Below are 26,388 nucleotides of genomic sequence, written 5' to 3'. Positions count from 1 at the left end.
CAATGGTCGATGATCAATGGCTTGTAGCAAAAATCGATAGGCGCATGGGGCTTGCGATGGGCGCGTCCGGTATCTTCACGATGGCGGCATCGGTAGCCCTGTTTCATCACGACATATCGTATCTGACGTTCGCGATCATTGTTGGCACCAATGCGATCGTGATTTTTGTCGGGGTGTATGCGGCGTTCAAACGTGCGCAACGGATACGAGTGCTGGATGCAGTCATTCATTATGCCGAGCGGCATTATCTCGCGCTCTCACGCCAGAAACAGGTTTTTGTTACCACGGCTCGGGACGGCCACCATAGTTTGGACCGATGGCTGGCTGAGCTGGGAAGCTTTATCGATCAATATACTCAGCAGGTGACGAAAAAATCGGATATTGAAATCATCCATCAATGGCGGGCGGCGCTGATCGCCGCGATCGATCGTCTGGTCAGCGACGATCCCGATGATCGGAGCGCCAAGCACGGCTTCATCCCGGTGCCACCACAGCGCCGCTGATTTCCAAGCTGATTTGTGCTGTCGCCATGGTTTCGCACCCTGGCGAAATCCGCTATGGCCCTCTCAGCAGCGGCGCGAATGCTCGCCTCGGAGAGAAAAAATGAATAAACCCCTACCTAATTCCCTGCGCGGCTTGCCTGATGCGCGGGGCCGTTTTGGCGATTTCGGTGGCCGCTTCGTGGCGGAGACCTTGATGCCGTTGATCCTGGAGCTGGAGGCCGCTTACGAGCAGGCGAAGCAGGACCCCAGCTTTCAAGATGAGTTTAATTATTACCTGACCCATTATGTCGGTCGGCCCAGCCCGCTTTGGTTCGCGGAGCGGCTAACCCGTGAGCTGGGCGGTGCAAAAATCTATTTCAAACGCGATGAGCTCAACCATACCGGCGCGCATAAAATCAATAATTGTATTGGCCAGATTTTGCTGGCCCGCCGCATGGGCAAAACTCGGATTATCGCGGAAACCGGCGCCGGTCAGCATGGCGTCGCGACCGCGACGGTGGCGGCTTTGTTTGGCTTGCCCTGCGTGATTTATATGGGCGCGACCGATGTTGAGCGCCAACAGCCCAACGTGTTTCGGATGAAGCTGCTCGGGGCGGAAATTATCCCGGTGACGGCAGGGGCGGCCACGCTCAAAGACGCGATGAACGAGGCGATGCGCGATTGGGTCGCGAATGTGCGTGATACGTTTTACATTATCGGCACCGCCGCTGGCCCGCACCCGTACCCGGCGATGGTGCGCGATTTTCAGTCGGTGATCGGCACCGAGGCGCGGGCGCAAATGCTCGAAGCTGAAAATCGTTTGCCCGATACCGCGATTGCGGCGATTGGGGGCGGCTCCAACGCGATTGGCTTGTTTCATGCGTTTCTGGATGATGAGGTCGCGCTGATCGGGGTGGAAGCGGCGGGGCGCGGTTTGGATTCGGGCGAGCACGCGGCGGCTTTGGCGCGCGGGCGGCCTGGCGTGCTGCATGGCAACCGCACCTATTTGTTGCAGGATGCGGATGGTCAAATTACCGAAGCCCATTCAATCTCTGCCGGTCTTGATTATCCCGGCATCGGCCCGGAACACGCGCATTTGCATGATATTGGCCGGGTTTCCTATGTTGCGGCGACCGATGAGGAGGCGTTGGCGGCGTTTCAGCTTTGCTGCCGCACCGAGGGCATTATTCCCGCGCTTGAGCCCTCGCACGCGCTGGCCCATGTCACCAAAATCGCGCCGACTTTGCCGCCGGAGCATATTATTCTGATGAATCTCTGCGGGCGCGGTGACAAGGATATTTTCACCGTTGCCAAGCATCTCGGAGCGCAATTGTGAGCCGGATTGCGAGCACTTTTGCGCGCCTGGGCGCGGAAAATCGCGCAGCGCTGATCACTTTTGTCGAAGCGTTTGATCCGGACCAGGAAACGTCGGCTGCTTTGCTCAAGGGCATGGCGGCGCGCGGGGCAGATATCATCGAGATTGGCATGCCGTTCACCGATCCGATGGCCGATGGCCCGACGATCCAGCAAGCCGGTCGCCGGGCGTTGCGGGCAGGGGCGACGGTTGCCGGCACGTTGGCGCTGATCCGCGCGTTTCGCAGCGCCAATCAGACGGTGCCGCTGGTGCTGATGGGCTATCTGAACCCGATTCTCGCTTATGGAATCGATGCGTTTGCCGCTGATGCCGCTGCCGCCGGGATCGATGGCGTGATTGTGGTGGATATGCCCACCGAGGAGAGTGACCTGTTGCTGCCCTCCTTGCAGGCCCATGCGATTGACCTGATCCGCCTGGTGGCGCCGACCACTTCGGATGAGCGTTTGCCGATTGTGCTGCGAGAATCCTCAGGATTTGTCTATTACGTGTCGATCACCGGCATTACCGGCACCCGCACCGCCTCCGCCGAGGATTTGGCGCGGGATATACCACGGATTCGCCGCGCCACCGCGTTGCCGATTGCGGTGGGCTTTGGCGTGCGCACACCGGATCAGGCGGCGATTGTCGCGCGGCACGCCGATGGCGCGGTGGTTGCGTCCGCGTTGATCGATCATCTGGCCAAGGGGCTGGATTCGGGCGGCCATGCTTCACCGGCGCTGATCGATGCGGTGTTGGACGATGTCGCAGCGCTGGCGGCCGCCATGCGGGCGGCGCGCCAGATCAATATTGGTTTAGGTTGAATCGTCAGATTAAAGCTAAACCAATGAAATTGATCAGCAAACAAGGGTCAGAGCCTGATTGATCATAATCAATCAGGCTCTGAACGGATTATTCGGTGGGGAAACTATCGGCGGGGGCGAGGGTGCGGATCAGATCGAAAACGCGCTTGCGCACCGTCGGTTCGGTGATCCGATAATAAGCGCGGACCAGTTCCAAGGTTTCGCGCTTGGTCATATGATCATCAAGCCCCATGCCGAACGGCTCCTGCGCTTCGGACACGCCATGGGTGCGCCCGCGCGGCCCGGACATCGGCGATTCATTCATGCCTTCGGGCATGTCATCGAAAAAGAAGCTGATTGGCACGTCGAGCACGCGGGAAATATCGAACAGGCGCGAGGCGCCAACCCGGTTCACGCCGCGTTCATATTTTTGTACTTGTTGAAAGGTCAAACCCAGCGCATCGCCGAGTTTTTCTTGCGACATGCCCAGCAGGGTCCGACGCAACCGAACACGCGACCCGACATGCACATCGATCGGGCTGGGGCGCCCTTCACGATCGGGCCGTTCAAGTCCGTCACTCGCCATAGAACTCATCCTCTCAACATCCTTGCTTCAACCGTTCAATCGTCGGCGCTCGATGGAGAACGAGCAAACGGCGATCAAACGATGACCTTTCTGTGGTAATCGCGGTCCGCGACACCGCCGCGATGAACACAATCCCAAGGCGAGCGATATAGCGGTTTAATCAATTTTTCACAAGTGTGAATATAATTTAAGACAAACTTAATTTTTTATGATTTTGTCGTAAAAAACAGGCAAATCTTAGCCAGCTCAGGCCTAAGATAATCGATACGAGGCTTAATATCAGGTCCAGCCATAGGCCGAATCGGCCAAAAATCGTCGGGGACAATGCAACTTGGAGTTTATGAACCAATATGCCGCGCCGATCGAGTCCTAATTGCGCATGGACGGTCCCATGCGGGCCGATGAAGGCTGAGATGCCCGAATTCGTATCCACGACCAAGGGCAAACCTTCCTCGACGGCGCGCAGCCGGGTGGTCGCGAAATCCTGCCTGGGGCCTGTGGTGTCGCCAAACCAGGCATTGTCGCTGATATTCACCAGCCAGTCGGGCCGATCCGTGCGGTCAACAATCTCGCCGGAAAAGATCGATTCATAGCAAATCAGCGGGCCGACCGGCGGAATACCCTTCACATGCAAGGTCCGTGGGCCGGGGCCGGGCGTGAAGCCGCTGCCAGGGGTGATTTTGAACGGAATGATCGAGGGCGTATATTCACCAAACGGCACTAATTTCCATTTGTCATAATAGGCGGGCGCCGGCCCAGCGCCGCGCACCACCACCAGAGAATTGCGCACCTGGCCGGACTTGGTGAACCGAAACGAGCCGGCGAGCACCGGCGTATCGCCCGCAATCGCGGCAATCGCGGCGCGAGCCTGCGCATCCGATTGCAATAAAGCGGGGCTGGCGGTCTCCGGCCAGATAATCGCTTTCGGCCCTGGACCGGCTTGCTGCATGGCTTGCTGGGTCATCTCCAAATCACGGCGCCAGCGTGCCTCCAGCGCCGCTTGGCTAAAACCGCCCGGCACGGCAAAATCCGGCTGGATCATCGCAATGGTCAAAGGCCGTTCGGGGGCAGGCCCGCTTGCGGTGCGCGCGAGGCCAAAGCCGACCCAGAGGGCGAGCAACAGTGCCGCGCCGGCCCAACCGCGCCGGCCACAGAGCGGCAGGCCGGCCAGGATGATGGTCAGCAAAGTAAGGCCATGCATGCCGACCACCGCCGCCGGTTGGATCATCACGGTGCCCAGCCGTCCGGGGATCGCCCAGTCGGTGCCCCAATAATTCCAAGGAAAGCCGGTGAATAAAAATTGCTGGGCGAGGTTCATCAGCACCATGATGCCGGCAAACACCAGCACGAGGCCAAATCCGGGCTTCAGCCGATAGACGAGCAGGGCAGGGATCAGCATATAGCCCGCGACCGCCGCTGCCAGCCCCGGTGCGGCGAACGGGATTGCCCACCAAAATTGGTCAATGGTGATCAGCATCGGCTCGGTGACCCAAAACAACCCGAGCAGATTGAACCCAAAACCAAAACAAAACCCGATCCAAATGGCCCGCCGCCAAGACCCGGCAGCGGTCAATAAGCGCAGCAGCCCCGGCACGACGAGCCAGAGTAACGGCAACAGATAAAACGGCGGCAAGGCCAAAGCCGCGAGCAGCCCCAGGCCGAACGACGCCCAGGCGGGCGTGCGCAGCCAGCGCGGCAGGCGCCGGGCCAGAAGCTCGCGCAGTGCGCCGGTCATGCCGGCAGACCAAATAGCGCGGATAATTGCACGAGATCGGCGGCTTGGCGGTGCGCTGGAGCGGGCAATGTGCCGTCTTGCGGGCGAATGATCTGGCAGGTTTGCAGCCCTGACGAGGCGGCGGCATCCAGCTCCGCGCCGATATCCGAAGCAAAGAGCAGCGCGCTCGGGGCGAGTTGCAATTGGGCGGCGATGGTCTGGTAGCTGGCGGCTTCGCGCTTGGCGCCGACCGCCGTATCGAAAAATCCGCAGAACAGGCCGGTCAGGTCGCCCGCCGGGCCATGGGCGAAGAGCAGGCGCTGCGCTTCCACCGAGCCGGAGGAATAAATCGCGAGCCGCACGCCCTGCGCCGCCCAGCGCCGCAGGGCGGGGGCGACATCGGGATAAAATTCGCTGCGTAGCGCGCCCGAGCGAAACCCATTCGCCCAAATCCGGCCTTGCAGCCATTTCAACGGGCCGAATTTGACATCCGCATCGATCAACGCGCGCACCGCCTGCGCATCGGTCAAGCCGGGCCGCTCGTGGCGGATGGCGGCGAGCGCGGCTTTGACCTCGTCATTGGCGGCGTCGTCGCTGGCGAGAAAATCATCGAGCGCCGCGCGCGCATAGCCAAACATCGTCTCGTGCACGAATCGGATCGGCACGATTGTGCCTTCGATGTCGAGCAGCACCGCGCTGATCGTCGCCACCGGCGCTGGCGGGTTCATCGGTTCAGGGAATGAGCGTTCAGGTGACGGGAAAACGCTGGCTGATGGTTTCGCCGGTAAAATGCGCGACCCAGCCGGATTGATCGGAATAAATCCGCAGCGCCACGAAATCGGGCTTTTCGCCGGCATCGAACCAATGGCGTGTGTTGGCTGGAACCGAAATCAAATCACCCTGTTCGCAGAAGGCGTCATAGATTTTATCGTCGACATGCAGCACGAAATGGCCCGAGCCGCGCACGAAAAACCGCACCTCATCCTCGGTGTGACGATGTTCGGCGAGGAATTTTTCGCGCAAGGCGGCGGCTTGCGGGTGATCTGGCGTCATTTTCAGCACATCCGCCGAACCAGCGCCGCCTGCGCCGATCAACCGATCAAGATAGGGGCGATAGGCGGCCAAAATCACCTCCGGTGCCGCGTCATGCGAGAAGGTCACCGGGCTATCCCACCGCTCGAACCGCACGCCGATGGCCGCGAGCGTTGCCGCAATCTCGCTGGCATCGCGCGTATCGACCAAGGCAACGCCCGGCACCGTATCTGCAAAAACCCGCAATCCGCTCATCCGATTTGCCTCCGTTCCAACTCGCACCGCAACAAAAATTCGAGCGCCTCCAGGCGCCAGAAGCACCGCTCAATGTCTGGCCCCCAGGCATAGACGCCGTGGCCGCGCAGCACATAGCCGATCGGGATGATCGCGGCATCGGGGTCCAAGATCGGGGCGATCTGCGCGGCCAGCCGTGCCATGTCCTGGTCATTATCAAACACCGGCAGAGCGATTTGCGCTTCATGGGACCGGATCCCTGGGAATGCCTTCAGGATCTCATAGCCTTCCAGCATGATTGCGTCGCCCGGCTCGTAGCGGCTCAGCACGGTTGCCGCGACCGAATGGCCATGCAGCACCGCGCCGATTGAGGGGTCGCGGGCATAAAGCTGGCAATGGAGCAATGTTTCAGCACTTGGACGATCACCATCGCGCAGGGCGCGGCCGGCGAGATCGACCGGAATAATATCCGAGCGGGTCAGCCGCCCTTTATGCACACCGCTGCTGGTGATCGCGATCACTTGATCGGACAGGCGTGCCGAGAGGTTGCCCGCAGAGCCGGGCACCCAGCCCATCCGATCCATGCGCGCGCCGATTTCGACCAGCCCATCAGCAAGAGCAGGATCGACCCAATCGGTATGGGCATCGAGAATGGTTTGGATCATGTGCGCAGCCGCCTTACTCGCGCCTGAGAATTACGAATGCGCGTTATCCGCCGGCGTTGGAGCCGAGGTGGGTGCCGAGGTGGGCGCTGGTGCCGGTTCAGCCATTGTTTCGGTGCGCTGCAAGGCAGGGGGTGCGGTATTGGTTGCCGGGGGTGGGGGCGTTGCTGTCGTCGCGGTGCGATCATCGGCGATGTTTTGTTTGAACGCCTTCACGCCTTTGCCCAATTCGCCCATCAGCGACCCGACGCGCGAGCCGCCGAATAGCAGTGCGATGACGCCGATGACGATGATCCAATGGATTGGCGAGTCAAAACCCATCACGCACCTCAGCTATTTTTGGTGGTGGACGATACCGGATCGACCCGCGGCGCCTGCGCCGATGGCTGGTCGAGCATTGATGCGTCCTTGCTGGGTTCATCGGCTAAGTTGTTGCGAAAGGATTTGATCCCTTTGCCGAACTCGCCCATCAGATTGCCCACCTTGCCGCTGCCGAACAAGATCAGCACCACTGCCAGCACAATCAACCAGTGCCAAATGCTTAAACCGCCCATGAGATCGACCCTTTCATCGGCTGTATCGCGATAGCCGGATTGGCTTTATGTAGCGCGCCTGCGCTGCCGCGCCAATGCCATCAACGCGGGACCGTCCCGCAAACCTTACAAAAATGCGAGAAAATGCTCCATCGATACGCGCGGATGGCCAGCGCGTATCGATGGAGTTGGGCATAATCTAGCTTTTTGCGCCAATCGGCAGGATGGTTTTGCCGTGGGTGATGTTGATCACTTCTGCGGCACCGAGATAAAAGGCGAGGGCGGCGGTCAACAAACCGAGATAGCCGCCATATACGCCGAGGGCTGGCATGCCGAGATCACCCAGCGCGAGCAGCAGGAAGGTTACCCACAGCACCAGGAAAATGATGAACAAAGCGCGGTTCAGCGCGAAGGTGCCGATCCACATCACGAAGGTGAAGGCACCCCAGAGCAGCAAATACCAACCGACGGCAGCGCCGGGCACGCCTTTTGCGAAAAATTCGACGAACAGCGCGAAACTCCACCAAAACGCACCGTAACTGCAGAACGCAACGAAACCGAACGTGTTGCCGTTGCGCACTTCCATCATCCCGGCGACAAATTGTGCTGTGCCGCCAAAGGCAAAGGCCATGGCCAGCACCATCGGCACGGCGGAGCCGGGCATCAGATGCGCGTTCACCATGCTCAGCATCCATGTGGTCAAGGCAAAGCCGAATAGCCCGAGCGGTGCCGGATTCGTGACAGACATTTTATCCCCCAATCTTAATTTTTACGCCATCAACATAACGACGCTATGCAGTTTATTGCGTCAAATTCACCGAAAAGCAACCAGATTGATTAATTGATGTGCCCGGGCGGATTTCCAGGCGGATCGCTAAGAGCCGTTGCCAAATCCAAGAAAACCTTTGGCGGGTGCGGCGATGCCCGCCGGGTTGCTCGGGGCGGGGGCGGTCATGGTCAGGCTGTTTTCATGATCCGAACGCTGCGCTGACATTGATACCGGGCGTTGGGCCGTGCGGCGAATCGAGCGACCATGGGCGGTTGTCACGCGGGATGCAGCGTTGATCGGCAGGGTCACACCGGTGCTCACGCCGCGATTTTCATGCAGCACCGAGAGCAGCATGAAGGTAATGTCGTTGCGGCCAAGCTCGACCGAAAGCTGGATCGGGGTTTCGTCCAGAGCGTTTTTTGCGCGCAAATCAGCCCCCCGGCTGACGGCGGCGCGTGCCTCGGCATAATTGCCGTGATTAATCGCGGAAAACAGCACTTTGGTGGGGTTTTCATTGTCAATCGCAACGCTGCTGGCGCTGATCTGATCCGCGCCGGCGGCACCGGGTAACGCCGGCGGTGGGGCGGCTTGCTGATCCGAGGGCGGACGCATGGTGGGGCCAATGGTCGGCGCCCCTGGCGTTGGCATTTGGGCATTGGCCACGCCGAGCAGCGATGCGCCGCTGAGCCATGCACCCATCACAATCGCAATCGAAACCCGCTTCATCATCACCGCAAACCTATCTATTGATTGCTGTGCCTATAGCCGATCACGGATTGAGCCACCAGAACCCGGCGGTTAAATAGGTGGCAAACAGGCCCCAGGCCAAATAGGGCATCAGAATCAGCCCGGCCCATCGGTCATGACGGGTGAAGGCGCGAATGGTCAACGCCACCAGCGCGTCCATAACCAGGATGATAAAAGTCGCCAAGCCAGGCCGGTGCAGCGCGAAAAATACCGGCGACCACAGCGCATTGACGCCCAACTGCCAGCCCCAGAGCTGTAGCGCCGCCGCATGGCTCGGCCGCTGCCAAACCCGCCACGCGGCGACCGCCATCGCGACGTATAAAACCGTCCAAACCGGGCCGAACACGCCGTTTGGCGGGGTTCCCGGCGGGTGGGGCAGAAGATCATACCAAGAGCGAATATTCGGGATGGTCATCACCGAATCGGAGATGCCGACCGCAAGACACAGGGCGCAGAAGCCCAGCAGCACCAAATAGGGATGCTGATGGGCGTAGGACCGGTCTGGGTGCGATGGCTGGCGGAAGACACGTTCTCCTTGATAGCGCTTAACTTATGCTCTCATCCGCCGGATCGCCAGGGGGTGTTCGGGTCATGGCCGCCGATAAAAGGGCGAGTGACCCGGCACCGCTGGCCAGGGCCTGGGTCTGCAAGTCCCGATAGGCCTGCAAAACCGAGATACCGAGCGGGGTTAAGGTTGCGCCGCCGCCGGCGGCACCGCCTTTATTGGCGGCGATCAGCGCGCTGGAGAAAGTGTCGTTGAGGGCCTCGGCGAGCTGCCAGGCGCGCTTATAGCTCATGCCCATTCGCCGACCGGCTGCGGCGATGGAGCCGGTTTCTTGAATGAATTGCAGCAAATCGGCCCGGCCTGGCCCGATCACCAGCCCATCGCCCAGTACAACGCGGATGCGCAGGCCGATTTGATCCTCGTGTCGCAGCTTTGCCATGGCGTATTCAACCATAATTGGGGCGGCGCGGCGAGCGGGCTTGACGATATAGCCAAACGGACATATCGATGCGCTCAACCGAAACGGAGGATCTCATGTCCATCTCACGCCGCGCCTTTTCGTTCGCCGCCGCCGCGAGTGCCGGTGCTGTGGCGCTTGGTCCTGAAATCGCCCATGCTGCGGAGGCGCCGCTCACTGTGGCGTATGCGGGTTCGATGGGTGTGTTGATGAATAAGGGTATCGGCCCGGCTTTCACCCAGCAAACCGGCACGCCGTTTCACGGCATCGGCCAGGGCGCTTTTGCCTTGGCGCATCTGATTGCGGCAAAAACCATGCGCGCCGATGTGTTTGTTTCGATCACGCCGGGGCCGATTGCGGTGTTGCAAAAGGCGGGTTTGGTTGGTCATGCGGTGCCGGTGGCGAGTACGGCGATGGTGATTGCGTATAGCCCGAAATCGCGGTTTGCGCCGGAACTCAACGCCGCCGCTGCGGGCGGAAAGCTCTGGTATCACGTGCTGGAAAACAAAGGGCTGCGCTTTGGCCGCACCGATCCGCGCACCGACCCGCAAGGCCGCAATATTTTGTTCACCTTCGATCTGGCCGAGAAATTCTATCATCAGCCTGGCTTGTCAGCGCGGATTCTGGGCAAGCCGATCAACCCGGCGCAGATTTTCACCGAGCCTTCGCTGTTGGCGCGGCTGGATGCGGGCGAATTGGATGCGACCTCGGGCTATGAGAGTGCGGTTAAATCCCTGAAATTGCCATTCATCGCTTTACCGAAACAAATCAATTTGAGCGACCCGACAATGATCAAGCCTTGGTATTCCAAGGCCGCGATTACGCTGAATGTCAAAGGCAAAACCCAAAAGCTGCATACTGAGCCTTTGGTGTTTTATGCGTGCATTCCTCATGATGCACCGAACAAGGCGAGTGCGCAGAAATTTCTCGCTTTGCTGCAAAGCGCTGCCGGGCAGAAGCTGTTTGCGCATTATGGCTATAATCCGCCGCTTGGCGGTGTTCTCTGACGAACAGGTCCAGTTTCCCCACCTTGGCGGCGAGCGGCACGGTTCTGGTGCTGCTCGCTGCGCCTTTTGTTGGGTTGGTTTTTCTTACGCATTGGGGGGCGTTTCACCTCTCAGGCAATGATGCTGCGGCGATTACGACCTCCTTGCTCTATGGCCTCGCGAGTCTCGCGATCATTGCGGTGCTCGGCACGCCGCTGGCTTTTTGGTTGGCAACGGCGCGCAGCCGGTTGCGGAATGGGGCGCAATTTTTTCTGTTGCTGCCCTTGCTCACACCGCCGCTCGCGTTGGGGATTTTGCTGGCGGCGTTTTTTGGCCCGATCGGCCCGGCAGGGGCTTTGCTTGATCGGTTCGGGATGATCATTAGTAATAACCCGGCGGCGTTTTTGATCGCGGGTTTTTATGCCGGCATGCCGACCTTTGTGGTTGCGGCGCGCAGCGCTTTTGCTGAAATTCCGACGGAACTTGCCGAATCGGCCCGCACCTTGGGCGTGCGCAGCAGCCAGATTTTTCGCTATATTTTGCTCCCTTTGGCAGCGGATGGGATCGGCGCCGCGTTAGCGCTAGCGTGGGTGCGCGGGGTGGGCGAGCTTGGCATTGTGTTGATCTTTGCCTATTTCCCGCAAGGCATGCCGATCCGGCTTTGGGTTAATTTGCAGGATAGCGGCCTTGATGCCACGTTTCCGTTGCTCTGGGTGTTTCTCGCTGTTGCTTTGCCGCTACCGCTTTGGCTGCTGCGCCGCCGGGCCCAATGAGCGGATAAAGTGAGCAGATAAAGTGAGCTTGTGTGGTTCGATCAATCATCGCCGGTGGCATCCACGATCCGTGGCTGATGCACGCGGCGACGAAAGCCGCGTTCGCGCAGATTTTCAAACACCACGAATAAGAGCGGGATTACGAAAATACCAATGCCGCTCGCGGCAATCATGCCGGCAAAGACCGGGGTGCCGAGTGAGCGGCGGGTGATTTGCGCGGCACCGGTTGCGACCACCAGGGGCAGCAGACCGAAGACGAAGGCGATTGAGGTCATCATCACGGCGCGGAATCGCATTTTGGCCCCGGCGATGGCGGCTTGATGGATGCTCATGCCTTCTTCGCGGCGTTCTTTGGCAAATTCAACGATCAGGATCCCGTTTTTCGCGGCCAGCGCGATGAGCACGACGAGGCCGATTTCGGCATAGAGATCGAAGGTGAGACCGGCGATGACGATGCCGAGCATGGCGCCGAAGACGCCAACCACCACGGATAGTAAGACCGGGATTGGGATGATCCAGCTTTCGTAAAGGGCGACCAGAAACAGAAAGGCGAAGGTTAGCGAGAGTGCAAATACGTAAATCGCTTGACCCTTGGCTTGTTCTTGCAAATAGGCGGTGCTGGTCCAATCATAGGCGAAGCCAGCGGGCAGCACCCGGTTGGAGAGCTTGGCCATTTCGGCTAACGCGGCGTTTGAGGAAACACCAGGGGCGGGCGAGCCGATGATTTGGGCAGATTGCGAATCATTATAACGGTTGATGATTTGCGGCCCGAGCACCGTATGGGCGGTGGCGAGCGAGCGCATCGAGACCATCGCGCCGGAATTGCTGCGCACATAGATCCGCCAAATGCCAGCTCTGGTATCGCGGTCACGCTGTTTGGCTTGGATATTCACCTGCCAGACTTGCCCGAATAAATTGAACTGATTGACATAGAAACCGCCGAGCGAGGCCTGCAACGCCTGGAAAATCGAGGAGATGGGCACGCCCAGAGCCTGGGCTTTGGCGCGGTTGATGTCGAGATAGATCGAGGGGGTATTGGCGGAATAGGTGGTGAACACCCGGCTGAGTTTTTTGTCGCCATTGGCGGCGACGATCAGGGCTTTCAGAACGGAGTTGAATTTTTGCTGGCTCGCCGCTTGGACATTTTCAAGCTCATAGGTGAAGCCGCCATTGGTGGAGAGGCCGATAATCGGCGGCAGGTTGAAAGCCACCACCCGCGCGCCTTTGAGTTGGGCGCCCATTTGAAACACCTTGGCGATCACGGCATTGACCGAGTTTTTGGCCCCGGGCCGGTCAGGGAAAGGTTTGAGATGCGCGACCATGAACAGCGCGTTGGGTTCGGTTGCCGAGTCCAGAATCGAGAAGCCGTTAATCGCGATCACGTCCTGCACTTGGGGCAATGTGTGGATCATTTTGGTGAGTTTTCGCCCCATCGCATCGGTGCGCTGCAGCGATGCGCCGGGCGGTAAGGTCGCTTGGATGAAGAATGCGCCTTGATCTTCATCGGGCAGGAAGCCGCCGGGCGTGATGCTCGACAACGCGAAGGCACCAAGGCCGAACACCAAGATCACCAGAAGAGCCAGGGCGGATCGTTGCACCACCCGGCTGACGAAATTGGCGTAGCCGTTGCGTGTGCGATCGATGAAAGCGAGGATCTTGGCCATGATCCCGTGATGCTGTTCGCGGCGCAGCAGCAACGCGCACAGAGCCGGCGAGAGCGTTAGGGCGTTCAGCGCCGAAATCAGCATGGCGGTGCTGATCGCCACGGCGAATTGGGTGAAGAGCAAGCCGGAAAGGCCGGGAATGAAGGCGGTTGGCACGAACACCGACAGCAGCACCAGCATGATGGCGATGATCGGCGCTTGGATTTGCGCCATCGCGACTTTGGCCGCCTGCTTTGGCGTCATATCCGGATTTTCTTCCATCACGCGCTCGATATTTTCGACGACGACGATGGCATCATCGACAACGAGTCCGGTTGCCACCACCAAAGCGAGGAGCGTCACCGTGTTGGCGGAGTAGCCGAGTGCCAGCATGAAGGCGAAACTGCCCAGCAGCGCGATGGGCACCACAATCGAGGGGATTAGCGCGGCGCGCCACGAGCCCAGAAACAGGAACACCACAATAACGACCAGCACGAAGGCTTCGATCAATGTTTTGATCACTTCGGAGATTGTATCGCGGACGAAGGAGCTTGAATTATAGACGGTTTTGCTGGTCAGACTTTTGGGGAAGCGTGCTTTGAGCTTGGCGATTTCGTGCTCGACCCGCGCTGAAGTTGCGACCGCATTGGCACCGGGCGAGAGGAAAATGCCGATGGCAACGCCCGGATGGCCGTTGATCCGGTCGATCTGGTTTTCGCTTTGTGGCCCGAGGGCGACTTTCGCGACATCCTTGAGCCGGAGCAGGGCGCCGTTTTTGTTGCCCCGGATGACGATATTGCCGAATTGCTTGACGGTGCTGAGCCGCCCTTGGGTTTCGACCGAGAGCTGATATTGCTGATTGCCGCCGATGGGCATCAGGCCAATGGTGCCAACCGGTGCTTGGGTGTTTTGGTCCTGAATGGCGCTGATCAAATCAGCGGGTGTTAGCCCAAGCTCGGCGAGGCGGTTGGTGTTGTAGATGACGCGCATGGCGTAATCCTGCTCGCCGAACATATGCGCCTGACCGACGCCAGGGACGCGCGAGAGCGGATTGAGCACATTGATTTTCACATAGTTGGAAATTTGCAGCGGGGTGAGTTTGTTGTCAGGGCTGTAGAAAAACACGAATTGCAGCACTGAGGAGGATTTTTTGGTAACGGTGACGCCCTCTTTTTGCACTTCGGCCGGCAATTGCGTCAGCGCCTGCTGCACCGCGTTGGTGACGTTGACCTCGTCAATATCGGGGTTGCTGCCAAGCTTGAAAGTGACGGTCAGGCCATAGGTGCCATCGTTAGCACTGGTCGAGGAATAATAGATTTCATCGGATAGACCGTTGATTTGCTGCTCGAGCGGTTCGGCGACGGTGTCGTTCACCACTTTGGCGGACGCGCCAGGATAGGTGGCGCTGACTTGCACGGAGGGCGGCACAATGGAGGGGAATTGTGCCACCGGGATGCGCGTCATCGCGATGGCGCCAGCGATGGTGATGACGATGGCGATCACCACGGCGAAGCGGGGTCGATCGATGAAAAATGAGGGGATCATGCGATCATCCCTGCGCCGTGTGCGTGCTGTCCACGGGGGATTTCACGATTTCGGGTTTGACGGTGAGGCCCGGATGGATTTTCTCGATCCCATCGATAATGACGTGGCTGCCCAGCTTCAGGCCGCTCGCGATGGTTGCGGTTGCGGGCGTGGTTTGGCCGAGTTTGACGCTGGTGCGCTCGACTTTGTTCTGCGCGTTGACGGTGAGCACGTAATCGCCAAGCTGATCGGACAAAACCGCATCGCGTGGCAGCACAATTTGCTCAACCGGATGCTTGGCGCGCACCACCACGGTGACGAATTCGCCGCTGGTCAGCGCGCGGTCATTCAGCTTGGCGGCACCAAGACCCTTGATCGGCGGGTTGGCGATTGTGCCTTGCATCGCGAGGCTGTCCGTGGTCTGGCTAATCTGGTTGCTGGTGAAATCGAGCGTGCCGATTTGCGGGTCCATTCGCCCATCAGGCAGGCGCAGGCGCAGTTCGACGGCATTGAGACCGCCTTGTTGAGCATAATCTTGGCGTAGTTTCAGCGCGTCGCGCGCGGGCATTGAGAAGGTGATGTTTACCGGATTTTGGCTGACCACGGTGGCGAGCGTGCCGGTTGTGGGGCTGACCACGTTGCCGATATTGATGTTGGTGGCGCCGATCCGTCCGTTGATCGGTGAGCGGATCTCGGTATAGCTGAGATTGATCGCGGCGGTCTCGCGCTGGGCGCGGGCGGCTTGCAGATTCGCCGCATCGCTCTGTTCGGTCGCGCGGTCATTATCCATCGTTGAGCGTTGGCCGGCGGGGGTGTGCAGCAGGGCGACCGAGCGGCCGAGCGTGGTTTGGGCGTTGGCCAAGGTTGCTTTGGCGGCGGCGACGGCGGCGTTGGCTTGGTCAAACGCCGCTTGATAGGGGCCAGGTTCGATCACGTACAGCAATTGGCCCTTTTTGACGTCGGCCCCTTGGTGAAACAGACGTTTTTCGAGATATCCGGTGATCCGTGGCACCAGATTGACAATCCGCGTCGCCTGAATGCGGCCAATATAGGATTGCTGTTGATAGATTTTTTGCTTGGTGACCACCACGACACTGACCGCAGGCGGCGGCAGGGCGGCAGCCGCGACCGCCATGGTCGAGAGCGCCATGAGACTGCCCAGCGCCGCGTGGCGCGCAAGGGTTTGGCGAAGCGCGGGATCAAACCAAATTCGACGCATCAACAACCTCATAGATCGATATTCGCGTGGGACTGATGATTGGGTTGAACCCAATTCTGGCAAGCTTAGTGTGCGACCCTGCACCCAATGTTTTGATCCGGCCCCTGCCAAAACGGCATCCATCCTGCCCTATGAACCTTACTGAGTTGTCATCTGCGGGTCAATCGGCGCCAGGGCGGGGCGACATATTTTGTTACAAGGCCACGATTGATTATGGGGCCGGGGTTGGCGCGGCGTGCGCCTATTCGCCATCGCTCCGCCCTGTGTGATACTCCCATGCGATCGACAAATTGAGCGCCAACGCTGAGCGGAGAGTATTGATGGATAGCACCGGCCAAGACCAGATCGACCCTTTCCTTTGGCTCGAAGAGATTGATGGCGCTGACGCCCTTGCCTGGGTTGCGGCGGCCAATCAGCGCAGCACCGAACGGCTCTGCACGCCCGAATTCGAGGCGGATCGGACCACCGTGCTTGATATTCTCAACGCCGATGATCGCATCCCCGCGATCGTTCAGCGCGGCGATGATGTGTATAATTTTTGGACGGATGCGGCGCATCCGCGCGGTCTGTGGCGCCGGACTACTCTTTCGGATTATCGTACCGATGCGCCGGATTGGGATATTCTGCTTGATCTTGATGCGCTGGGGGCGGCGGCGCAGAAGAGCTATGTGTGGGCGGGGGCGAGCGTGCTCGCGCCGGATTTCACCCGGGCGTTGATCAGCCTGTCGGATGGTGGCGCGGATGCGGTTGAGATCCGCGAGTTTGATTTGTCGCGGCGCGAATTCGTAGCCGATGGGTTTTCACTCCCCAATGCGAAAACCCAAGTCACCTGGATCGATCATGACACCATCCTGGTCGCGACCGCGCATGGCGGTGATGTGACCGCGTCGGGCTATGCGCGCACGGTGCGGCGCTGGCGGCGCGGCACCGCGTATTCTGGGGCCGAGCTGGTCTTTGAGATCGAGGCGTCGGACACGTTTTTGAGCATGGATCGCAGCATTGATCCGGGTGATCCCTACACATTGTTTATGCGTGGAATTGCATTTTTTCGATATCAATATTTTTTCCAGCGTGATGGCGAGGCGGCGCAATTGCTTGATCTGCCGGAAGATTGTGATGTCGATATTGCGTATGGCCGGCTCACCGTGCGCACCCGTTCGGAATGGAGTGTCGGGCCCGATACCTGGCCTGCCGGCAGCCTGGTGACGATCCGGCTCGCGGATTTTCTGGCGGGTCAGCGGCGCTTCGCGCGGATTTTCACGCCGGAGCCGCGGACGGCGCTTGATAGTTTCATCATGTTTGCTGATCACGCCTTGATCGGTGTGCTCGATAATGTGCAAACTCGCATTTTGCGCGCCGATCCTGATACTGATTATGCGGGTCATCCCGCGCCGGTCTGGACCCTCACGCCGCTTGAGGGGTTGCCGTCCCATAGCGCCATCGCCATGGGCAAACTCGCCCCGCAAGACCCGCAATCGCACGATGCGCTGTTGAGCGTGAGTGGCTTTCTCGATCCGGGACGCCTGATTCTCGCAGCACCAGAGCGTGACCTTGAGACGCTGAAAATCGCACCGCCGCGCTTTGACGCGCGCCATTTGCACGTCGCACAGCACGCGGCCATTGCTGATGACGGCACGGCGATTCCGTATTTTCTGATTACCCCGACGACGCCGCAGCCGCCTGCGGGTTGGCCGACGATTTTGTATGGCTATGGCGGGTTCGATGTCTCGCTGGAGCCGGGCTATCTGGGGGCAACCGGCGCGCTATGGTGTGCGCGGGGCGGTGCTTATGCCGTTGCTAACATCCGAGGTGGTGGCGAATTCGGCCCGGATTGGCATAAGGCGGGCGTTCGCGCGGGAAAACGCATCGCCCAAAATGATTTTGCTGCCGTGGCGGCTGATCTGGTTAGCACTGGCGTGACCACGGCGAACCGGATCATGGGGTATGGCGGCAGTAATGGCGGTTTGTTAGTGGGCAACATGTTAACCCGCTTTCCCGACCATTTTGGCGCGATTCTCTGCACGGTGCCGCTGCTGGATATGCGCCGCTACACCAAGCTGCTGGCCGGCCATTCCTGGATTGCCGAATATGGCGATCCGGATGATCCGGCGGACTGGGCGTTTTTGCAAAAAATCTCGGCCTATCATCTGGTGCAACCGGGTCAGCCTTATCCGCCGACCTTGATTATGACGACCCGCCGCGATGATCGGGTGCATCCCGGTCATGCCCGCAAAATGGCGGCAAAACTGCAATCCATGGGGTATGACGCGCTGTATTACGAGCAAGATGAAGGCGGGCATGGCAGTGGCGCGGACGCGGCCCAACGCGCATTTGCGACCGCACTGCATTTTGCTTTTGCGCGTGCGATTGTAGGGCGGGAATAACGAAAATTGCGCCCATGCGTGAACGGATTGGAGCGGCTGAGCGATGGCGCAGGGATGCGCCATCGTTTTTGCGTGCCCGCGCTTGATTATTGCGATCCATACGGATTTTAATTCTATAACATTAAATAGAGTAAATTTAACTTTTTGATCGCCGGTTATTTTGCTAACGGGGGCGTATGGCCGCCGAAAAACCAGCCGCTCGGATTTCTGATTTGCATGTTTGCCCCGGCAGTTCCGGCCCGGTGCCGCATGTTGGCGGGCCGGTGTTATCGGGTTCACCGAATGTGTTGATTGGCGGGCTGCCGGCGGCGCGTGTTTCCGATAGCGTCAATTGCGTCGGGCCACCCGATCAAATCATGATGGGATCACCCAGCGTGTTGATTAACGGTCTGATGGCGGCCCGCCAGGGTGATCCGACCGCCCATGGTGGCATGATTGTTGCGGGGTGCCCAACCGTGCTGATTGGCGTTGGCGCTGCTGGGGCGACGCCGCCGCCTGAACTCGGCGCCGGGGCGACCTCGTCCGCGCAGTCTGATGCGATGCGCGAAGCCGCTCATCGGCATCTGCCGTTTGCGGCGATTTGCAAATTGCCGTGATGGCCGATTTGTCGCCCCTCTATGCCGTTATCGATACGGCCCGTGCGCCTGAAATTTATCCAGGCTTGATGCATTATGCGTCGGACGCGCAATGCCTGTATGGCGGGACCCTCGCGCCGGATATTCGCGCCGCAGCACCCTATTTGGTGGCTATGGCCGAGCCTAGCCCGCTGCTGCACTGGGTTCGCAATGCGGGCCTTGGCCGTGCATGGGGCATTGCTTTGCGGAGCCGCGCGCCCGCCGAACGGGTGCGCCTGCATCTGAAAACCCTGCTGCGGACGCGGTTGATCAATGGCGATTTGGGTTTGTTTCGATTTTACGACCCTTGTGTGCTGCCGTTTTATCTGTCGGCGTGCGGTGAGGCCGATCGGGCAGCGTTTTTTGGTCCGATCGAGGTTTTTTACGTCGAGGCGACCGAATTTGGCCCCGCGCGCAGCTTTCACAACACGACGCCGCCCGATCTCAACGTGCGGCAACTCAGTTTCGGTTTCAGTGGCGTGCCCATGCCGCAGGCGGTGCTGGATGCGTTTGCGCCGCTCGGAATATCGGCGCGCATCCGTGAGCTGACCGAATGGGCGAGCCGCACGATGCCATATTGGACCGATTTGCCCGCTTGGTCTGATCCGGTGTCCGACGCTGAATTAAACCGGCGGGTGCGGATCGGGGTTTATCGGGCGTGGCGCTATGGTCTTAGATCCGAGTGGGCCGTATTTCGCTTTTTCTTTCGCATGGTTGTGCTCAGCCCGAATTTTGATCAACAGCCGACCATTCAGGCGGTGCTGGCTGATCCTGTCATGTCGGGTGAGGACAAGAACAGAGAATTGCTGTCAGGCAAATATTTCATGATTTGGGCGGATGCCGCGACCTATCCGCAAGATTGGACCGAAAGGGCGGGCGAACAATGACAAATCGCACCACCAGCCGCTGCACCTTTGCGATGAAAGGCTTAAGCGTGTTTACAGTCGGCTCATCTGATGCGCTTCATACTGGCTGTAAAAATTGTGCGCCGGTGGAATCCCCAGAGCAAGAACTCACCGATCGAGAGGCGCTTTGCCTGCTGTTTTGCTGTTGCAACGCCAATCCATCCACGGAAATCCCACCCGGTGAAGAAGCCTACAACCTTGGTAGTTGGTTGGTCGCCACCGCAGCGGCGGACCCCATTAAGCCCAAAAAAGTCATTGATTTCAGGCAACAATGCGTCTCAGATACGCTGCGCGACGCGAACCGGCTCGCGGCTTATCAAAGCCGGTTCAAGCCGGAAATCAGCTATAATATGAGCACCAACCCGCCATCGCCGTTCATGCATCGCGATGGTGGCCTGGATACCACTGAGCCATCGCGTAATTGGATCACGCGCGCCCGCACTGAAATCCCGAATTTTACGGCCGGTGCGGGGTTGGTCCGCCGACCCGATGTGGTGGTGGTCAGCAACCCGACCCAACCGCCGATCCAGTCCAATATCGATCATGTTTACGAGATGAAGTTTCCGGGTGATGAATATGACGACAAGCAAATGAGAGCTTATGCCCGAATTGCGGGAGGCAAGAAAAAGGCGTCCTTGCTCAATGCTGAAAATTGCGGATGCGGTGATGAGAAAATGAAACAGAAAGTTCACTTTCTGCTGCCCAAGTCAGTTTCGCAGCAAAGTGAGAAACATATTCTCTCCATTTTACAGAACCCAGGGGCGCTTCCTTGGCCCGAGGACATCCCACTTCCGGAGCCATTCCCGGAACCAATACCGTTTCCCGTTCCCTAAAGCAGTTTCCCCTCCTATAGGTCGGACAAAGACGTTAAAGGTAGTGCCGCCAACAAAGTGTGATTATAACAATGTAACCTATCGTGAAAGAACCGAGCATGAGTCCCTTCCCCGTGATGGTCGATGACAAGCCAATGCTGGATTTGGCGTTGGTGGTGAATTTATTTTTCCGCGATGGGTTTCGGCAGGAGAAGCGTCGCCAAGTCCTTGCCTGCTTCAATCGCTATATCGAATTGTGCGGCGATCAATTGCGTTACGCAGGGCTTATAATCGGTGATGGTAAGGGTCGTCGGCTGCGATATCAATCCAATTTTGCCTCCATCGCGGCTGATAAAATCCTAGCTGACACCGGAAGCATCGTGCAATGCAAGGTATTGGGCGGCGATCAGTTGGAAGTAGCCACTCCATATTTTTGCTGTTTTATTTTATAGACGTCGTTTGATGGAACCTTTGGTGTATCGGCTTGCGGTGCAGGCACCGTTTCTAATCGTCGAAGATGGGTATTTTGAGGCTGAATATCTCTCGCATGGGATTCGGGAGGGTAATTTTCTCACGGCCTTGTCGGATCGCTGGGCGGGGAAGCTTGGCGGGTCGGCGGCGATTGAGGCGGCGCTGGGGCCTGGCTTTACGCTCCGCCGCTATGCGGGGGGTCTGACCATTCAGGCGGGTGACGAACCAAACCCGTATGGTCCGTCGATCTATCAGCCTGGCCCGCTGACCGTTCCTGATGATAACGATGACACGCTAAAAATCTCGCCATTGACATTGCCGCCTCAGGCTAACGCTGCGGCGCTCTACCCGCTCTATCGTCGGCTCAACAAAGTGCTCAAACCGATCCGTGTTACGCCGGAGAATTACCAAACCGAGTTGCAATCGAACCCGGAGGCGGGCGATGAGCCGATTTTTGATCGCGCCCGCAGCCATCAATGGCTCGCCCGGTTTGATGAATGATGGCAACCAAGGTGCCGTTCCCGGTGATGGTCGATGACAAGCCGATGCTTGATTTGGCGTTGGTGGTAAATTTGTTTTTCCGTGATGGGTTTCGGCAGGAGAAGCGTCGCCAAGTCCTTGCCTGCTTCAATCGCTATATCGAATTGTGCGGCGATCAATTGCGTTACGCAGGGCTTATAATCGGTGATGGTAAGGGTCGTCGGCTGCGATATCAATCCAATTTTGCCTCCATCGCTGCTGATAAAATCCTAGCTGACACCGGAAGCATCGTGCAATGCAAGGTATTGGGCGGCGATCAGTTGGAAGTAGCCACTCCATATTTTTGCTGTTTTTTTATAGACGTCGTTTGATGGAACCTTTGGTGTATCGGCTTGCGGTGCAGGCACCGTTTCTAATCGTCGAAGATGGGTATTTTGAGGCCAGACATCTCTCGCACGGGATTCGGGAGGGTAATTTTCTCACGGCCTTGTCGGATCGCTGGGCGGGGAAGCTTGGCGGGTCGGCGGCGATTGAGGCGGCGCTGGGGCCTGGCTTTACGCTCCGCCGTTATCCGGGTGGTCTGACCATTCAGGCTGGTGACGAGCCGAACCCGTATGGTCCGTCGATTTATCAGCCTGGAAAGCTGACCGCCCCTGATATAAGTGATGACACACATGATCTTTCGCCATTGACATTGCCGCCTCAGGCCGACGCTGTGGCGCTCTACCCGCTCTATCGCCGCCTTAATCAGGTGCTGAAGCCGATTCGTGTTGCGCCGGAAAACTACCAAACCAGATTGCAATCGAACCCGGAGGCGGGCGATGAGCCGATTTTTGATCGCGCCCGCAGCCATCAATGGCTCGCCCGGTTCGATGAATGATGGCAAACAAGGTGCCGTTCCCGACTCGTCCGGGCACAAAAAAACGCCGCTTACGCGGCGTTTTCCAGTTTTTGCTTGCGTGCTTAGCGCACGGCAGACAAAATCAAGCGGCTTTTAGGTTTTCCGCCGAGACTTTGCCTTGCTGGCCGCGCTGCGGCTCATAAGCAATCCGCTGGCCTTCGTTCAGTCGGCCCAGCCCGGCGCGTTCAACCGCCGAGATATGCACGAAAACGTCTTTCGAGCCGTCATCCGGCTGGATGAAGCCGTAGCCTTTGGTTGCATTGAACCATTTCACAACACCGGTCGCCATTTCGTCACTCTCCATCAAACACGGCAACCCGCACGATGCGGGCCAAGGAACTCTTCAACTGAGGAAGTGTCGAAACGCGAGAACGCGAAAAAGCACAAGCAACCACAACAGAAAAGCGCCGCGATTGAGTGTTTAGCCGGTTTCTGCCGCTTTGGCTAGATCAACCGGCGAAGGTTCGAAACAAATAGCGCATACCGGCCCATTGCTGCGCCAGATAGCCGCCGCTGGCCATGGCTTCCGGGGCGCTGGCATCGCCGGTTGGCGCAAAGTCGCGGGAAAAATCGGCGGTGCCGAACAGCATGTCCCAGAACGGAAACACCGCACCGTAATTGACCGAGCGCAGCCCCGCAGCGCCGATGGCGTGGTGGGCGCGGTGAAACCGGGGCGAGACCAGCAAGCGCTCACCGAGCCGGCCAAAATGCAGGCGGATATTCGCGTGGCTGAAGCTCTCCACCAGCCTGAGGGCCAGGAGCAAAATTGGGAATTGCAGCGGCGGGATGCCGATCAGCAGGCCGATCAGCATGAACCAGGTGAAGGAGATGATCTCATCGAGAATATGGTTTCGATCATCGGACCAAACGGTCATTTGGCGTTGGGCATGATGGACGGCGTGCAGCGCGTACCACAGCCGAAATCGGTGCGAGAGGCGATGGCGCCAGTAATCGGCAAAGTCCAAGATCAGCGCGTAGGCGAAAAAAGTCAGCACCGGATGGCCGAATAAAGGCGGGATCATGGTCTCCAGCATCGGCGGGATATAGCCGTGATCGACCAGAACGCCGTTCAACCAAGTTTGCGCCGCATAGAACAAGACGAAGGTGGCGATGGGCAAAATCCCGATGCGGGCGAGGGCGGTGTAGGCGATATCGGTCCAAACGAGCCGTGGATTGCCGCCGCGCTCGATCGGCCAGAGCCGCTCCAGCGGCATGCAGACACCAAAGGCGAGCAGCATTTGCGCCAGTCCGTAGAGCGCCACCAGCACCCAGCCAAAGGAGAGAAACTCCCAGCGCATCAGCCCTAACCGGTATAAAGCGGGCAGCACCGCCACCTGCTCGATCCAGCCCGCCAGATCGTTGAAGGGATGGGCGGGGAGCATTAGGCAAGCGTCATCGCGGCGAGGGCTGGCCGGTCGGTCAGCAAGGTGGAGAGAAAAATACCGTGCGGCGAGCGGCCGACGGCGATGCGCTCGATATCGCCGCTCACCGGATCATAGACCGCGACATGGGCGGCGAAGCGCAGCGCGATCCATAATTTGCCGTCCGGCGCGAAACATAAATCATCCGGCCCGCCCGGCATTTTGATATGGTTCACCACGGTGAGATGTTCGGCATCAATCACCGAGAGCGAGCCGGCGACGCGATTGGTCACGTAGATATGCTTACGGTCCGGGGTGAGAAATAAATTATGGGCACCCCGATCGGTCATGATGCGCTGGGTGACATGGCCAGTCGCGGGATCGACCACGGCGACGTGATTGCTGCCCATGATCGCGACCAGCACCTTGCCGCGATGCCACATCACGCCGGCGGGGGTTTTGCCGACCGGCATCACCCACCGCTCGGTCATCCGGGAGAGATCGAACGAGGCGAGGGCGTTGGAGCCTTGCAGCGAATTAAAGACGATTTTGCTATCCGGGGTATAGCTCAGATGGCTCGGCATCGAGCCGGGTTTGAAGCGCTTGATCAGGCTGAAATCGGCGGCCCGATAGACATCGACATGGTTTAGCCGCAGCGCGTTGACCACCAGAAACTGGCCATCCGGGCTGAACCAGAGCTGGTACGGATCAGCAAATCGCCGATGCCCCATCGCGGCACCGGTGGCTGGGTCGAAAAAAAACAAGGCATTGCCGGAGGCGTCCGCCACCACCAGCCGCCGATGGTCCGGCGTCAACGCCCAATGGCTGGGCTCGCGATAGGTCGGCGCGCGCCGCAAAACTTGTTTGGTGGTCATGTCGATGATCGCGATATTTGCGGCACCGGAATTCATCACGATTGCGATAGGTGGGTGGGCGATCGGTGGGGTGCCGATCGGTGGGGTGCCGATCGGTGGGGCGGCTAAAGCCAAGGGCGCTGACACCAAAGAGGCGCCAGGTGCGGCTAAAACCGATCCGGCCAACAGGACACGACGCGACAGGAGCAAGCTCATGAACCCTCGATATTGCGGTCAGGAAACGCTTTCGTCAGCAAACACCAACACCGCCCGTGCCCAGGTGAAGAACGCCAGACTAGTCGTTGCGATCAAAGTATTGTCAGTCACAGACTGCACTGCGAAGGCGAAAAAAACAAGCCGGATCACAATCCGTTGATCGCGTGGCAGCTTTGCACTGCCACGCCAAACCCACAGCACCAGCAAGGCGACCAGCAATGTCGCGCCGATCAAACCGCCTTCGGTGGGTATTCTTAAATATTCGCAATGCGCGGCGTTGGTGCCGAGCAATTCGCCGAGTGTGGTGTGTAAATTCACCACCACCTTGCCCGCGCCGACGCCCCAGCCCAGCCAAGGCGAGGCGGCTATGGCGCGTTCGAACGCCGGCCAGATCAGCGTGCGGTTGGACAAATCGCCCGCTTCGCCGAGCCGCCATAAATCGATCACCCGGATAAAGCGGAGATCGGGCAGGGCCAGCAGCATGAAGCCAGCCGCGCCCACCAGCAGGCTCAGCAGCACCAAGCGCCGATGCAGGCTCAATCGGGCGGACGGCACGGCGATTAATGTTGCGATCAGCACGAATGCGGCGAGGCCGAGCGGCGCGCGCGCGCCGGTGGCAACCAGGATGATCAAATCGACGCCGATCCAGCCGAGCAGCCACGGGTTTTGGTGGCGCAAGTAAGCGAGAACGCCGGCATAGACCCCGATCATCGCGAACCCGCCGAGAAACGCGGGTGAACTCGCCGCCGCCAGTCGCAGCGCGCCTTGCTGAAACCCGACCATGGCGCGCAGGCCAAGCCCATCGAGCACCGCGCCGAACAGCACGGTCAGGACCGGCCCAGCGATGGTCACGCCGATGATCACCCGGCGCATTGCGATGGATAATTTGATAAATCCGGCACCAAACGGCGCTGCCGAGCCGATGAGCGAGCGCACCGAGGCGAGCAGCGTCAGCCCCGGCCAAAACCCATGCACCACGCCGCCCACGAACATGGCACCGAAGGCAAAGCCAGGATTAAACCGGTCAAACCGCGCGCCCTCGCGCCAGGCGGCGAGCGCCATCACCACCAGCCCGGCGGCCTTCAGCACCGCGATGATCAACTCGTGATGGCCAATCAGGTCAGACAGCCACATTTCCGGGCTGCTTTGCACGGCGATCAGCCAAACGCCCATCGCCCAAACCGGCTTGGCATAGGCGATGACGATGAGCACCAAGAGGGCGGAGAGCAATTCGGCTTGTGCGATCCAACCCGGCAGCATCAGGGCAAGCAGGCCCAAGCCTGCGCCGAGCACGATCAGCGCGATCCAGACCGGATCACGCCGACGGCTCATACCCGATCCATCTCATACCCACCCCGCCCATACCCAAC

Annotated in this window: 30 protein-coding genes; 13 read left to right on the top strand and 17 right to left on the bottom strand. The window is 59.2% G+C overall.

Features of this window, described 5'->3' with window-relative positions; all coding sequences use genetic code 11:
* The first annotated feature begins 2 nt into the window (after positions 1 to 2).
* The 3 genes from ACYUCQ_RS03290 (at position 3) to trpA (ending at position 2,657) form a co-directional block, all read left to right on the top strand.
* Positions 3 to 503 (top strand): hypothetical protein, encoded by a 501-nt coding sequence (locus ACYUCQ_RS03290; RefSeq protein ID WP_460253076.1) that lies wholly within the window; start codon positions 3 to 5, stop codon positions 501 to 503.
* 100 nt (positions 504 to 603) lie between these two features.
* Positions 604 to 1,818, top strand: a complete 1,215-nt coding sequence (gene trpB / locus ACYUCQ_RS03285) for a tryptophan synthase subunit beta (RefSeq protein ID WP_460253075.1) — start codon at positions 604 to 606, stop codon at positions 1,816 to 1,818.
* Positions 1,815 to 2,657 carry a tryptophan synthase subunit alpha gene (trpA, locus tag ACYUCQ_RS03280; RefSeq protein ID WP_460253074.1) on the top strand — a complete coding sequence of 281 codons (843 nt, stop codon included), beginning with the start codon at positions 1,815 to 1,817 and terminating at the stop codon, positions 2,655 to 2,657. Before trpB ends, trpA begins: the two co-directional genes overlap by 4 nt.
* A gap of 88 nt (positions 2,658 to 2,745) precedes the next feature.
* Here trpA and ACYUCQ_RS03275 read toward each other — a convergent pair whose 3' ends face one another.
* The 11 genes from ACYUCQ_RS03275 to ACYUCQ_RS03225 all read right to left on the bottom strand — a co-directional run bounded on the left by ACYUCQ_RS03275 (position 2,746) and on the right by ACYUCQ_RS03225 (position 9,857).
* The gene (locus ACYUCQ_RS03275) at positions 2,746 to 3,222 is read right to left on the bottom strand and encodes a helix-turn-helix domain-containing protein (RefSeq protein WP_460253073.1); all 477 of its coding nucleotides are present in this window, start codon (positions 3,220 to 3,222) and stop codon (positions 2,746 to 2,748) included.
* 187 nt (positions 3,223 to 3,409) lie between these two features.
* Complete coding sequence (lnt, locus tag ACYUCQ_RS03270) at positions 3,410 to 4,957, bottom strand: apolipoprotein N-acyltransferase (RefSeq protein ID WP_460253072.1); 1,548 nt, start codon at positions 4,955 to 4,957, stop codon at positions 3,410 to 3,412.
* Complete coding sequence (gene mtnC / locus ACYUCQ_RS03265; protein WP_460253071.1) at positions 4,954 to 5,664, bottom strand: acireductone synthase; 711 nt, start codon at positions 5,662 to 5,664, stop codon at positions 4,954 to 4,956. The genes lnt and mtnC overlap by 4 nt, the downstream gene beginning before the upstream one ends.
* A 19-nt stretch (positions 5,665 to 5,683) precedes the next feature.
* Positions 5,684 to 6,223 (bottom strand): 1,2-dihydroxy-3-keto-5-methylthiopentene dioxygenase, encoded by a 540-nt coding sequence (locus tag ACYUCQ_RS03260; protein WP_460253070.1) that lies wholly within the window; start codon positions 6,221 to 6,223, stop codon positions 5,684 to 5,686.
* Positions 6,220 to 6,867 (bottom strand): methylthioribulose 1-phosphate dehydratase, encoded by a 648-nt coding sequence (locus ACYUCQ_RS03255; RefSeq protein ID WP_460253069.1) that lies wholly within the window; start codon positions 6,865 to 6,867, stop codon positions 6,220 to 6,222. The genes ACYUCQ_RS03260 and ACYUCQ_RS03255 overlap by 4 nt, the downstream gene beginning before the upstream one ends.
* A gap of 30 nt (positions 6,868 to 6,897) precedes the next feature.
* Positions 6,898 to 7,185: a twin-arginine translocase TatA/TatE family subunit gene (locus ACYUCQ_RS03250; protein WP_460253068.1), complete on the bottom strand. Its 288-nt coding sequence runs from the start codon at positions 7,183 to 7,185 to the stop codon at positions 6,898 to 6,900.
* 8 nt (positions 7,186 to 7,193) lie between these two features.
* Entirely contained in the window at positions 7,194 to 7,418 is a 225-nt protein-coding gene (locus tag ACYUCQ_RS03245; protein ID WP_460253067.1) for a twin-arginine translocase TatA/TatE family subunit, read from the bottom strand.
* Positions 7,419 to 7,596: 178 nt separating this feature from the next.
* Positions 7,597 to 8,145 carry an acetate uptake transporter gene (locus tag ACYUCQ_RS03240; protein WP_460253066.1) on the bottom strand — a complete coding sequence of 183 codons (549 nt, stop codon included), beginning with the start codon at positions 8,143 to 8,145 and terminating at the stop codon, positions 7,597 to 7,599.
* A gap of 126 nt (positions 8,146 to 8,271) precedes the next feature.
* Positions 8,272 to 8,895: an ankyrin repeat domain-containing protein gene (locus ACYUCQ_RS03235; protein WP_460253065.1), complete on the bottom strand. Its 624-nt coding sequence runs from the start codon at positions 8,893 to 8,895 to the stop codon at positions 8,272 to 8,274.
* Positions 8,896 to 8,935: 40 nt separating this feature from the next.
* Positions 8,936 to 9,382 (bottom strand): TspO/MBR family protein, encoded by a 447-nt coding sequence (locus tag ACYUCQ_RS03230; protein ID WP_460253064.1) that lies wholly within the window; start codon positions 9,380 to 9,382, stop codon positions 8,936 to 8,938.
* 76 nt (positions 9,383 to 9,458) lie between these two features.
* Positions 9,459 to 9,857: a winged helix-turn-helix domain-containing protein gene (locus ACYUCQ_RS03225; RefSeq protein ID WP_460253063.1), complete on the bottom strand. Its 399-nt coding sequence runs from the start codon at positions 9,855 to 9,857 to the stop codon at positions 9,459 to 9,461.
* 95 nt (positions 9,858 to 9,952) lie between these two features.
* Between ACYUCQ_RS03225 and ACYUCQ_RS03220 the strand changes: the two genes are divergently transcribed.
* Together ACYUCQ_RS03220 and ACYUCQ_RS03215 are read left to right on the top strand one after the other, a co-directional pair.
* On the top strand, positions 9,953 to 10,882 hold the full coding sequence (locus ACYUCQ_RS03220) for an extracellular solute-binding protein (RefSeq protein WP_460253062.1): 930 nt from the start codon (positions 9,953 to 9,955) through the stop codon (positions 10,880 to 10,882).
* Positions 10,883 to 10,905: 23 nt separating this feature from the next.
* Positions 10,906 to 11,634 (top strand): ABC transporter permease subunit, encoded by a 729-nt coding sequence (locus ACYUCQ_RS03215; protein WP_460253061.1) that lies wholly within the window; start codon positions 10,906 to 10,908, stop codon positions 11,632 to 11,634.
* Positions 11,635 to 11,675: 41 nt separating this feature from the next.
* Here ACYUCQ_RS03215 and ACYUCQ_RS03210 read toward each other — a convergent pair whose 3' ends face one another.
* Positions 11,676 to 14,822 carry an efflux RND transporter permease subunit gene (locus tag ACYUCQ_RS03210; protein WP_460253060.1) on the bottom strand — a complete coding sequence of 1,049 codons (3,147 nt, stop codon included), beginning with the start codon at positions 14,820 to 14,822 and terminating at the stop codon, positions 11,676 to 11,678.
* A gap of 4 nt (positions 14,823 to 14,826) precedes the next feature.
* The gene (locus tag ACYUCQ_RS03205) at positions 14,827 to 16,020 is read right to left on the bottom strand and encodes an efflux RND transporter periplasmic adaptor subunit (protein ID WP_460253059.1); all 1,194 of its coding nucleotides are present in this window, start codon (positions 16,018 to 16,020) and stop codon (positions 14,827 to 14,829) included.
* A 320-nt stretch (positions 16,021 to 16,340) separates the two neighbouring features.
* Here ACYUCQ_RS03205 and ACYUCQ_RS03200 point away from each other — a divergent pair, with 320 nt between their 5' ends.
* From ACYUCQ_RS03200 to ACYUCQ_RS03165, 8 genes are all read left to right on the top strand, one after another.
* Complete coding sequence (locus ACYUCQ_RS03200) at positions 16,341 to 18,404, top strand: prolyl oligopeptidase family serine peptidase (RefSeq protein ID WP_460253058.1); 2,064 nt, start codon at positions 16,341 to 16,343, stop codon at positions 18,402 to 18,404.
* 176 nt (positions 18,405 to 18,580) lie between these two features.
* Positions 18,581 to 19,000, top strand: coding sequence for a PAAR domain-containing protein (locus ACYUCQ_RS03195; RefSeq protein WP_460253057.1), 420 nt, complete (start codon positions 18,581 to 18,583; stop codon positions 18,998 to 19,000).
* Complete coding sequence (locus ACYUCQ_RS03190; RefSeq protein ID WP_460253056.1) at positions 19,000 to 19,905, top strand: DUF4123 domain-containing protein; 906 nt, start codon at positions 19,000 to 19,002, stop codon at positions 19,903 to 19,905. Before ACYUCQ_RS03195 ends, ACYUCQ_RS03190 begins: the two co-directional genes overlap by 1 nt.
* Positions 19,902 to 20,756: a VRR-NUC domain-containing protein gene (locus tag ACYUCQ_RS03185; RefSeq protein WP_460253055.1), complete on the top strand. Its 855-nt coding sequence runs from the start codon at positions 19,902 to 19,904 to the stop codon at positions 20,754 to 20,756. Before ACYUCQ_RS03190 ends, ACYUCQ_RS03185 begins: the two co-directional genes overlap by 4 nt.
* An 83-nt stretch (positions 20,757 to 20,839) precedes the next feature.
* Positions 20,840 to 21,187: a hypothetical protein gene (locus ACYUCQ_RS03180; protein WP_460253054.1), complete on the top strand. Its 348-nt coding sequence runs from the start codon at positions 20,840 to 20,842 to the stop codon at positions 21,185 to 21,187.
* A 10-nt stretch (positions 21,188 to 21,197) separates the two neighbouring features.
* Entirely contained in the window at positions 21,198 to 21,707 is a 510-nt protein-coding gene (locus ACYUCQ_RS03175) for a type VI immunity family protein (RefSeq protein WP_460253053.1), read from the top strand.
* Complete coding sequence (locus tag ACYUCQ_RS03170; protein WP_460253052.1) at positions 21,704 to 22,057, top strand: hypothetical protein; 354 nt, start codon at positions 21,704 to 21,706, stop codon at positions 22,055 to 22,057. Before ACYUCQ_RS03175 ends, ACYUCQ_RS03170 begins: the two co-directional genes overlap by 4 nt.
* Positions 22,057 to 22,566, top strand: coding sequence for a type VI immunity family protein (locus ACYUCQ_RS03165; RefSeq protein ID WP_460253051.1), 510 nt, complete (start codon positions 22,057 to 22,059; stop codon positions 22,564 to 22,566). The genes ACYUCQ_RS03170 and ACYUCQ_RS03165 overlap by 1 nt, the downstream gene beginning before the upstream one ends.
* Before the next feature lie 103 nt (positions 22,567 to 22,669).
* Here ACYUCQ_RS03165 and ACYUCQ_RS03160 read toward each other — a convergent pair whose 3' ends face one another.
* The 4 genes from ACYUCQ_RS03160 to ACYUCQ_RS03145 form a co-directional block, all read right to left on the bottom strand.
* Positions 22,670 to 22,876, bottom strand: a complete 207-nt coding sequence (locus ACYUCQ_RS03160; protein ID WP_460253050.1) for a cold-shock protein — start codon at positions 22,874 to 22,876, stop codon at positions 22,670 to 22,672.
* 160 nt (positions 22,877 to 23,036) lie between these two features.
* Positions 23,037 to 23,969 carry a sterol desaturase family protein gene (locus ACYUCQ_RS03155; RefSeq protein WP_460253049.1) on the bottom strand — a complete coding sequence of 311 codons (933 nt, stop codon included), beginning with the start codon at positions 23,967 to 23,969 and terminating at the stop codon, positions 23,037 to 23,039.
* The gene (locus ACYUCQ_RS03150; RefSeq protein ID WP_460253048.1) at positions 23,969 to 25,018 is read right to left on the bottom strand and encodes a YncE family protein; all 1,050 of its coding nucleotides are present in this window, start codon (positions 25,016 to 25,018) and stop codon (positions 23,969 to 23,971) included. The genes ACYUCQ_RS03155 and ACYUCQ_RS03150 overlap by 1 nt, the downstream gene beginning before the upstream one ends.
* Before the next feature lie 18 nt (positions 25,019 to 25,036).
* A complete protein-coding gene (locus ACYUCQ_RS03145) occupies positions 25,037 to 26,350 on the bottom strand; it encodes an O-antigen ligase family protein (protein ID WP_460253047.1) in 1,314 nt (437 codons plus the stop codon).
* Positions 26,351 to 26,388: the final 38 nt, after the last annotated feature.

The organism is Acidiphilium sp. MT5 (assembly GCF_054767495.1).
Note: the sequence above shows the minus strand (reverse complement) of the source record. Positions and strands in the feature narration are given on the sequence as shown.

Excerpts from the sequence above, each read along its gene's own strand:
- ACYUCQ_RS03290 (WP_460253076.1), top strand. The coding sequence starts at position 3 with ATGGTCGATGATCAATGGCTTGTAGCAAAAATCGATAGGCGCATGGGG.
- trpB (WP_460253075.1), top strand. The coding sequence starts at position 604 with ATGAATAAACCCCTACCTAATTCCCTGCGCGGCTTGCCTGATGCGCGG.
- ACYUCQ_RS03275 (WP_460253073.1), bottom strand. The coding sequence starts at position 3,222 with ATGGCGAGTGACGGACTTGAACGGCCCGATCGTGAAGGGCGCCCCAGC.
- lnt (WP_460253072.1), bottom strand. The coding sequence starts at position 4,957 with ATGACCGGCGCACTGCGCGAGCTTCTGGCCCGGCGCCTGCCGCGCTGG.
- mtnC (WP_460253071.1), bottom strand. The coding sequence starts at position 5,664 with ATGAACCCGCCAGCGCCGGTGGCGACGATCAGCGCGGTGCTGCTCGAC.
- ACYUCQ_RS03260 (WP_460253070.1), bottom strand. The coding sequence starts at position 6,223 with ATGAGCGGATTGCGGGTTTTTGCAGATACGGTGCCGGGCGTTGCCTTG.
- ACYUCQ_RS03255 (WP_460253069.1), bottom strand. The coding sequence starts at position 6,867 with ATGATCCAAACCATTCTCGATGCCCATACCGATTGGGTCGATCCTGCT.
- ACYUCQ_RS03250 (WP_460253068.1), bottom strand. The coding sequence starts at position 7,185 with ATGGGTTTTGACTCGCCAATCCATTGGATCATCGTCATCGGCGTCATC.
- ACYUCQ_RS03245 (WP_460253067.1), bottom strand. The coding sequence starts at position 7,418 with ATGGGCGGTTTAAGCATTTGGCACTGGTTGATTGTGCTGGCAGTGGTG.
- ACYUCQ_RS03240 (WP_460253066.1), bottom strand. The coding sequence starts at position 8,145 with ATGTCTGTCACGAATCCGGCACCGCTCGGGCTATTCGGCTTTGCCTTG.
- ACYUCQ_RS03235 (WP_460253065.1), bottom strand. The coding sequence starts at position 8,895 with ATGATGAAGCGGGTTTCGATTGCGATTGTGATGGGTGCATGGCTCAGC.
- ACYUCQ_RS03225 (WP_460253063.1), bottom strand. The coding sequence starts at position 9,857 with ATGGCAAAGCTGCGACACGAGGATCAAATCGGCCTGCGCATCCGCGTT.
- ACYUCQ_RS03220 (WP_460253062.1), top strand. The coding sequence starts at position 9,953 with ATGTCCATCTCACGCCGCGCCTTTTCGTTCGCCGCCGCCGCGAGTGCC.
- ACYUCQ_RS03210 (WP_460253060.1), bottom strand. The coding sequence starts at position 14,822 with ATGATCCCCTCATTTTTCATCGATCGACCCCGCTTCGCCGTGGTGATC.
- ACYUCQ_RS03205 (WP_460253059.1), bottom strand. The coding sequence starts at position 16,020 with ATGCGTCGAATTTGGTTTGATCCCGCGCTTCGCCAAACCCTTGCGCGC.
- ACYUCQ_RS03200 (WP_460253058.1), top strand. The coding sequence starts at position 16,341 with ATGGATAGCACCGGCCAAGACCAGATCGACCCTTTCCTTTGGCTCGAA.
- ACYUCQ_RS03195 (WP_460253057.1), top strand. The coding sequence starts at position 18,581 with ATGGCCGCCGAAAAACCAGCCGCTCGGATTTCTGATTTGCATGTTTGC.
- ACYUCQ_RS03190 (WP_460253056.1), top strand. The coding sequence starts at position 19,000 with ATGGCCGATTTGTCGCCCCTCTATGCCGTTATCGATACGGCCCGTGCG.
- ACYUCQ_RS03185 (WP_460253055.1), top strand. The coding sequence starts at position 19,902 with ATGACAAATCGCACCACCAGCCGCTGCACCTTTGCGATGAAAGGCTTA.
- ACYUCQ_RS03175 (WP_460253053.1), top strand. The coding sequence starts at position 21,198 with ATGGAACCTTTGGTGTATCGGCTTGCGGTGCAGGCACCGTTTCTAATC.
- ACYUCQ_RS03170 (WP_460253052.1), top strand. The coding sequence starts at position 21,704 with ATGATGGCAACCAAGGTGCCGTTCCCGGTGATGGTCGATGACAAGCCG.
- ACYUCQ_RS03165 (WP_460253051.1), top strand. The coding sequence starts at position 22,057 with ATGGAACCTTTGGTGTATCGGCTTGCGGTGCAGGCACCGTTTCTAATC.
- ACYUCQ_RS03160 (WP_460253050.1), bottom strand. The coding sequence starts at position 22,876 with ATGGCGACCGGTGTTGTGAAATGGTTCAATGCAACCAAAGGCTACGGC.
- ACYUCQ_RS03155 (WP_460253049.1), bottom strand. The coding sequence starts at position 23,969 with ATGCTCCCCGCCCATCCCTTCAACGATCTGGCGGGCTGGATCGAGCAG.
- ACYUCQ_RS03150 (WP_460253048.1), bottom strand. The coding sequence starts at position 25,018 with ATGAGCTTGCTCCTGTCGCGTCGTGTCCTGTTGGCCGGATCGGTTTTA.
- ACYUCQ_RS03145 (WP_460253047.1), bottom strand. The coding sequence starts at position 26,350 with ATGAGCCGTCGGCGTGATCCGGTCTGGATCGCGCTGATCGTGCTCGGC.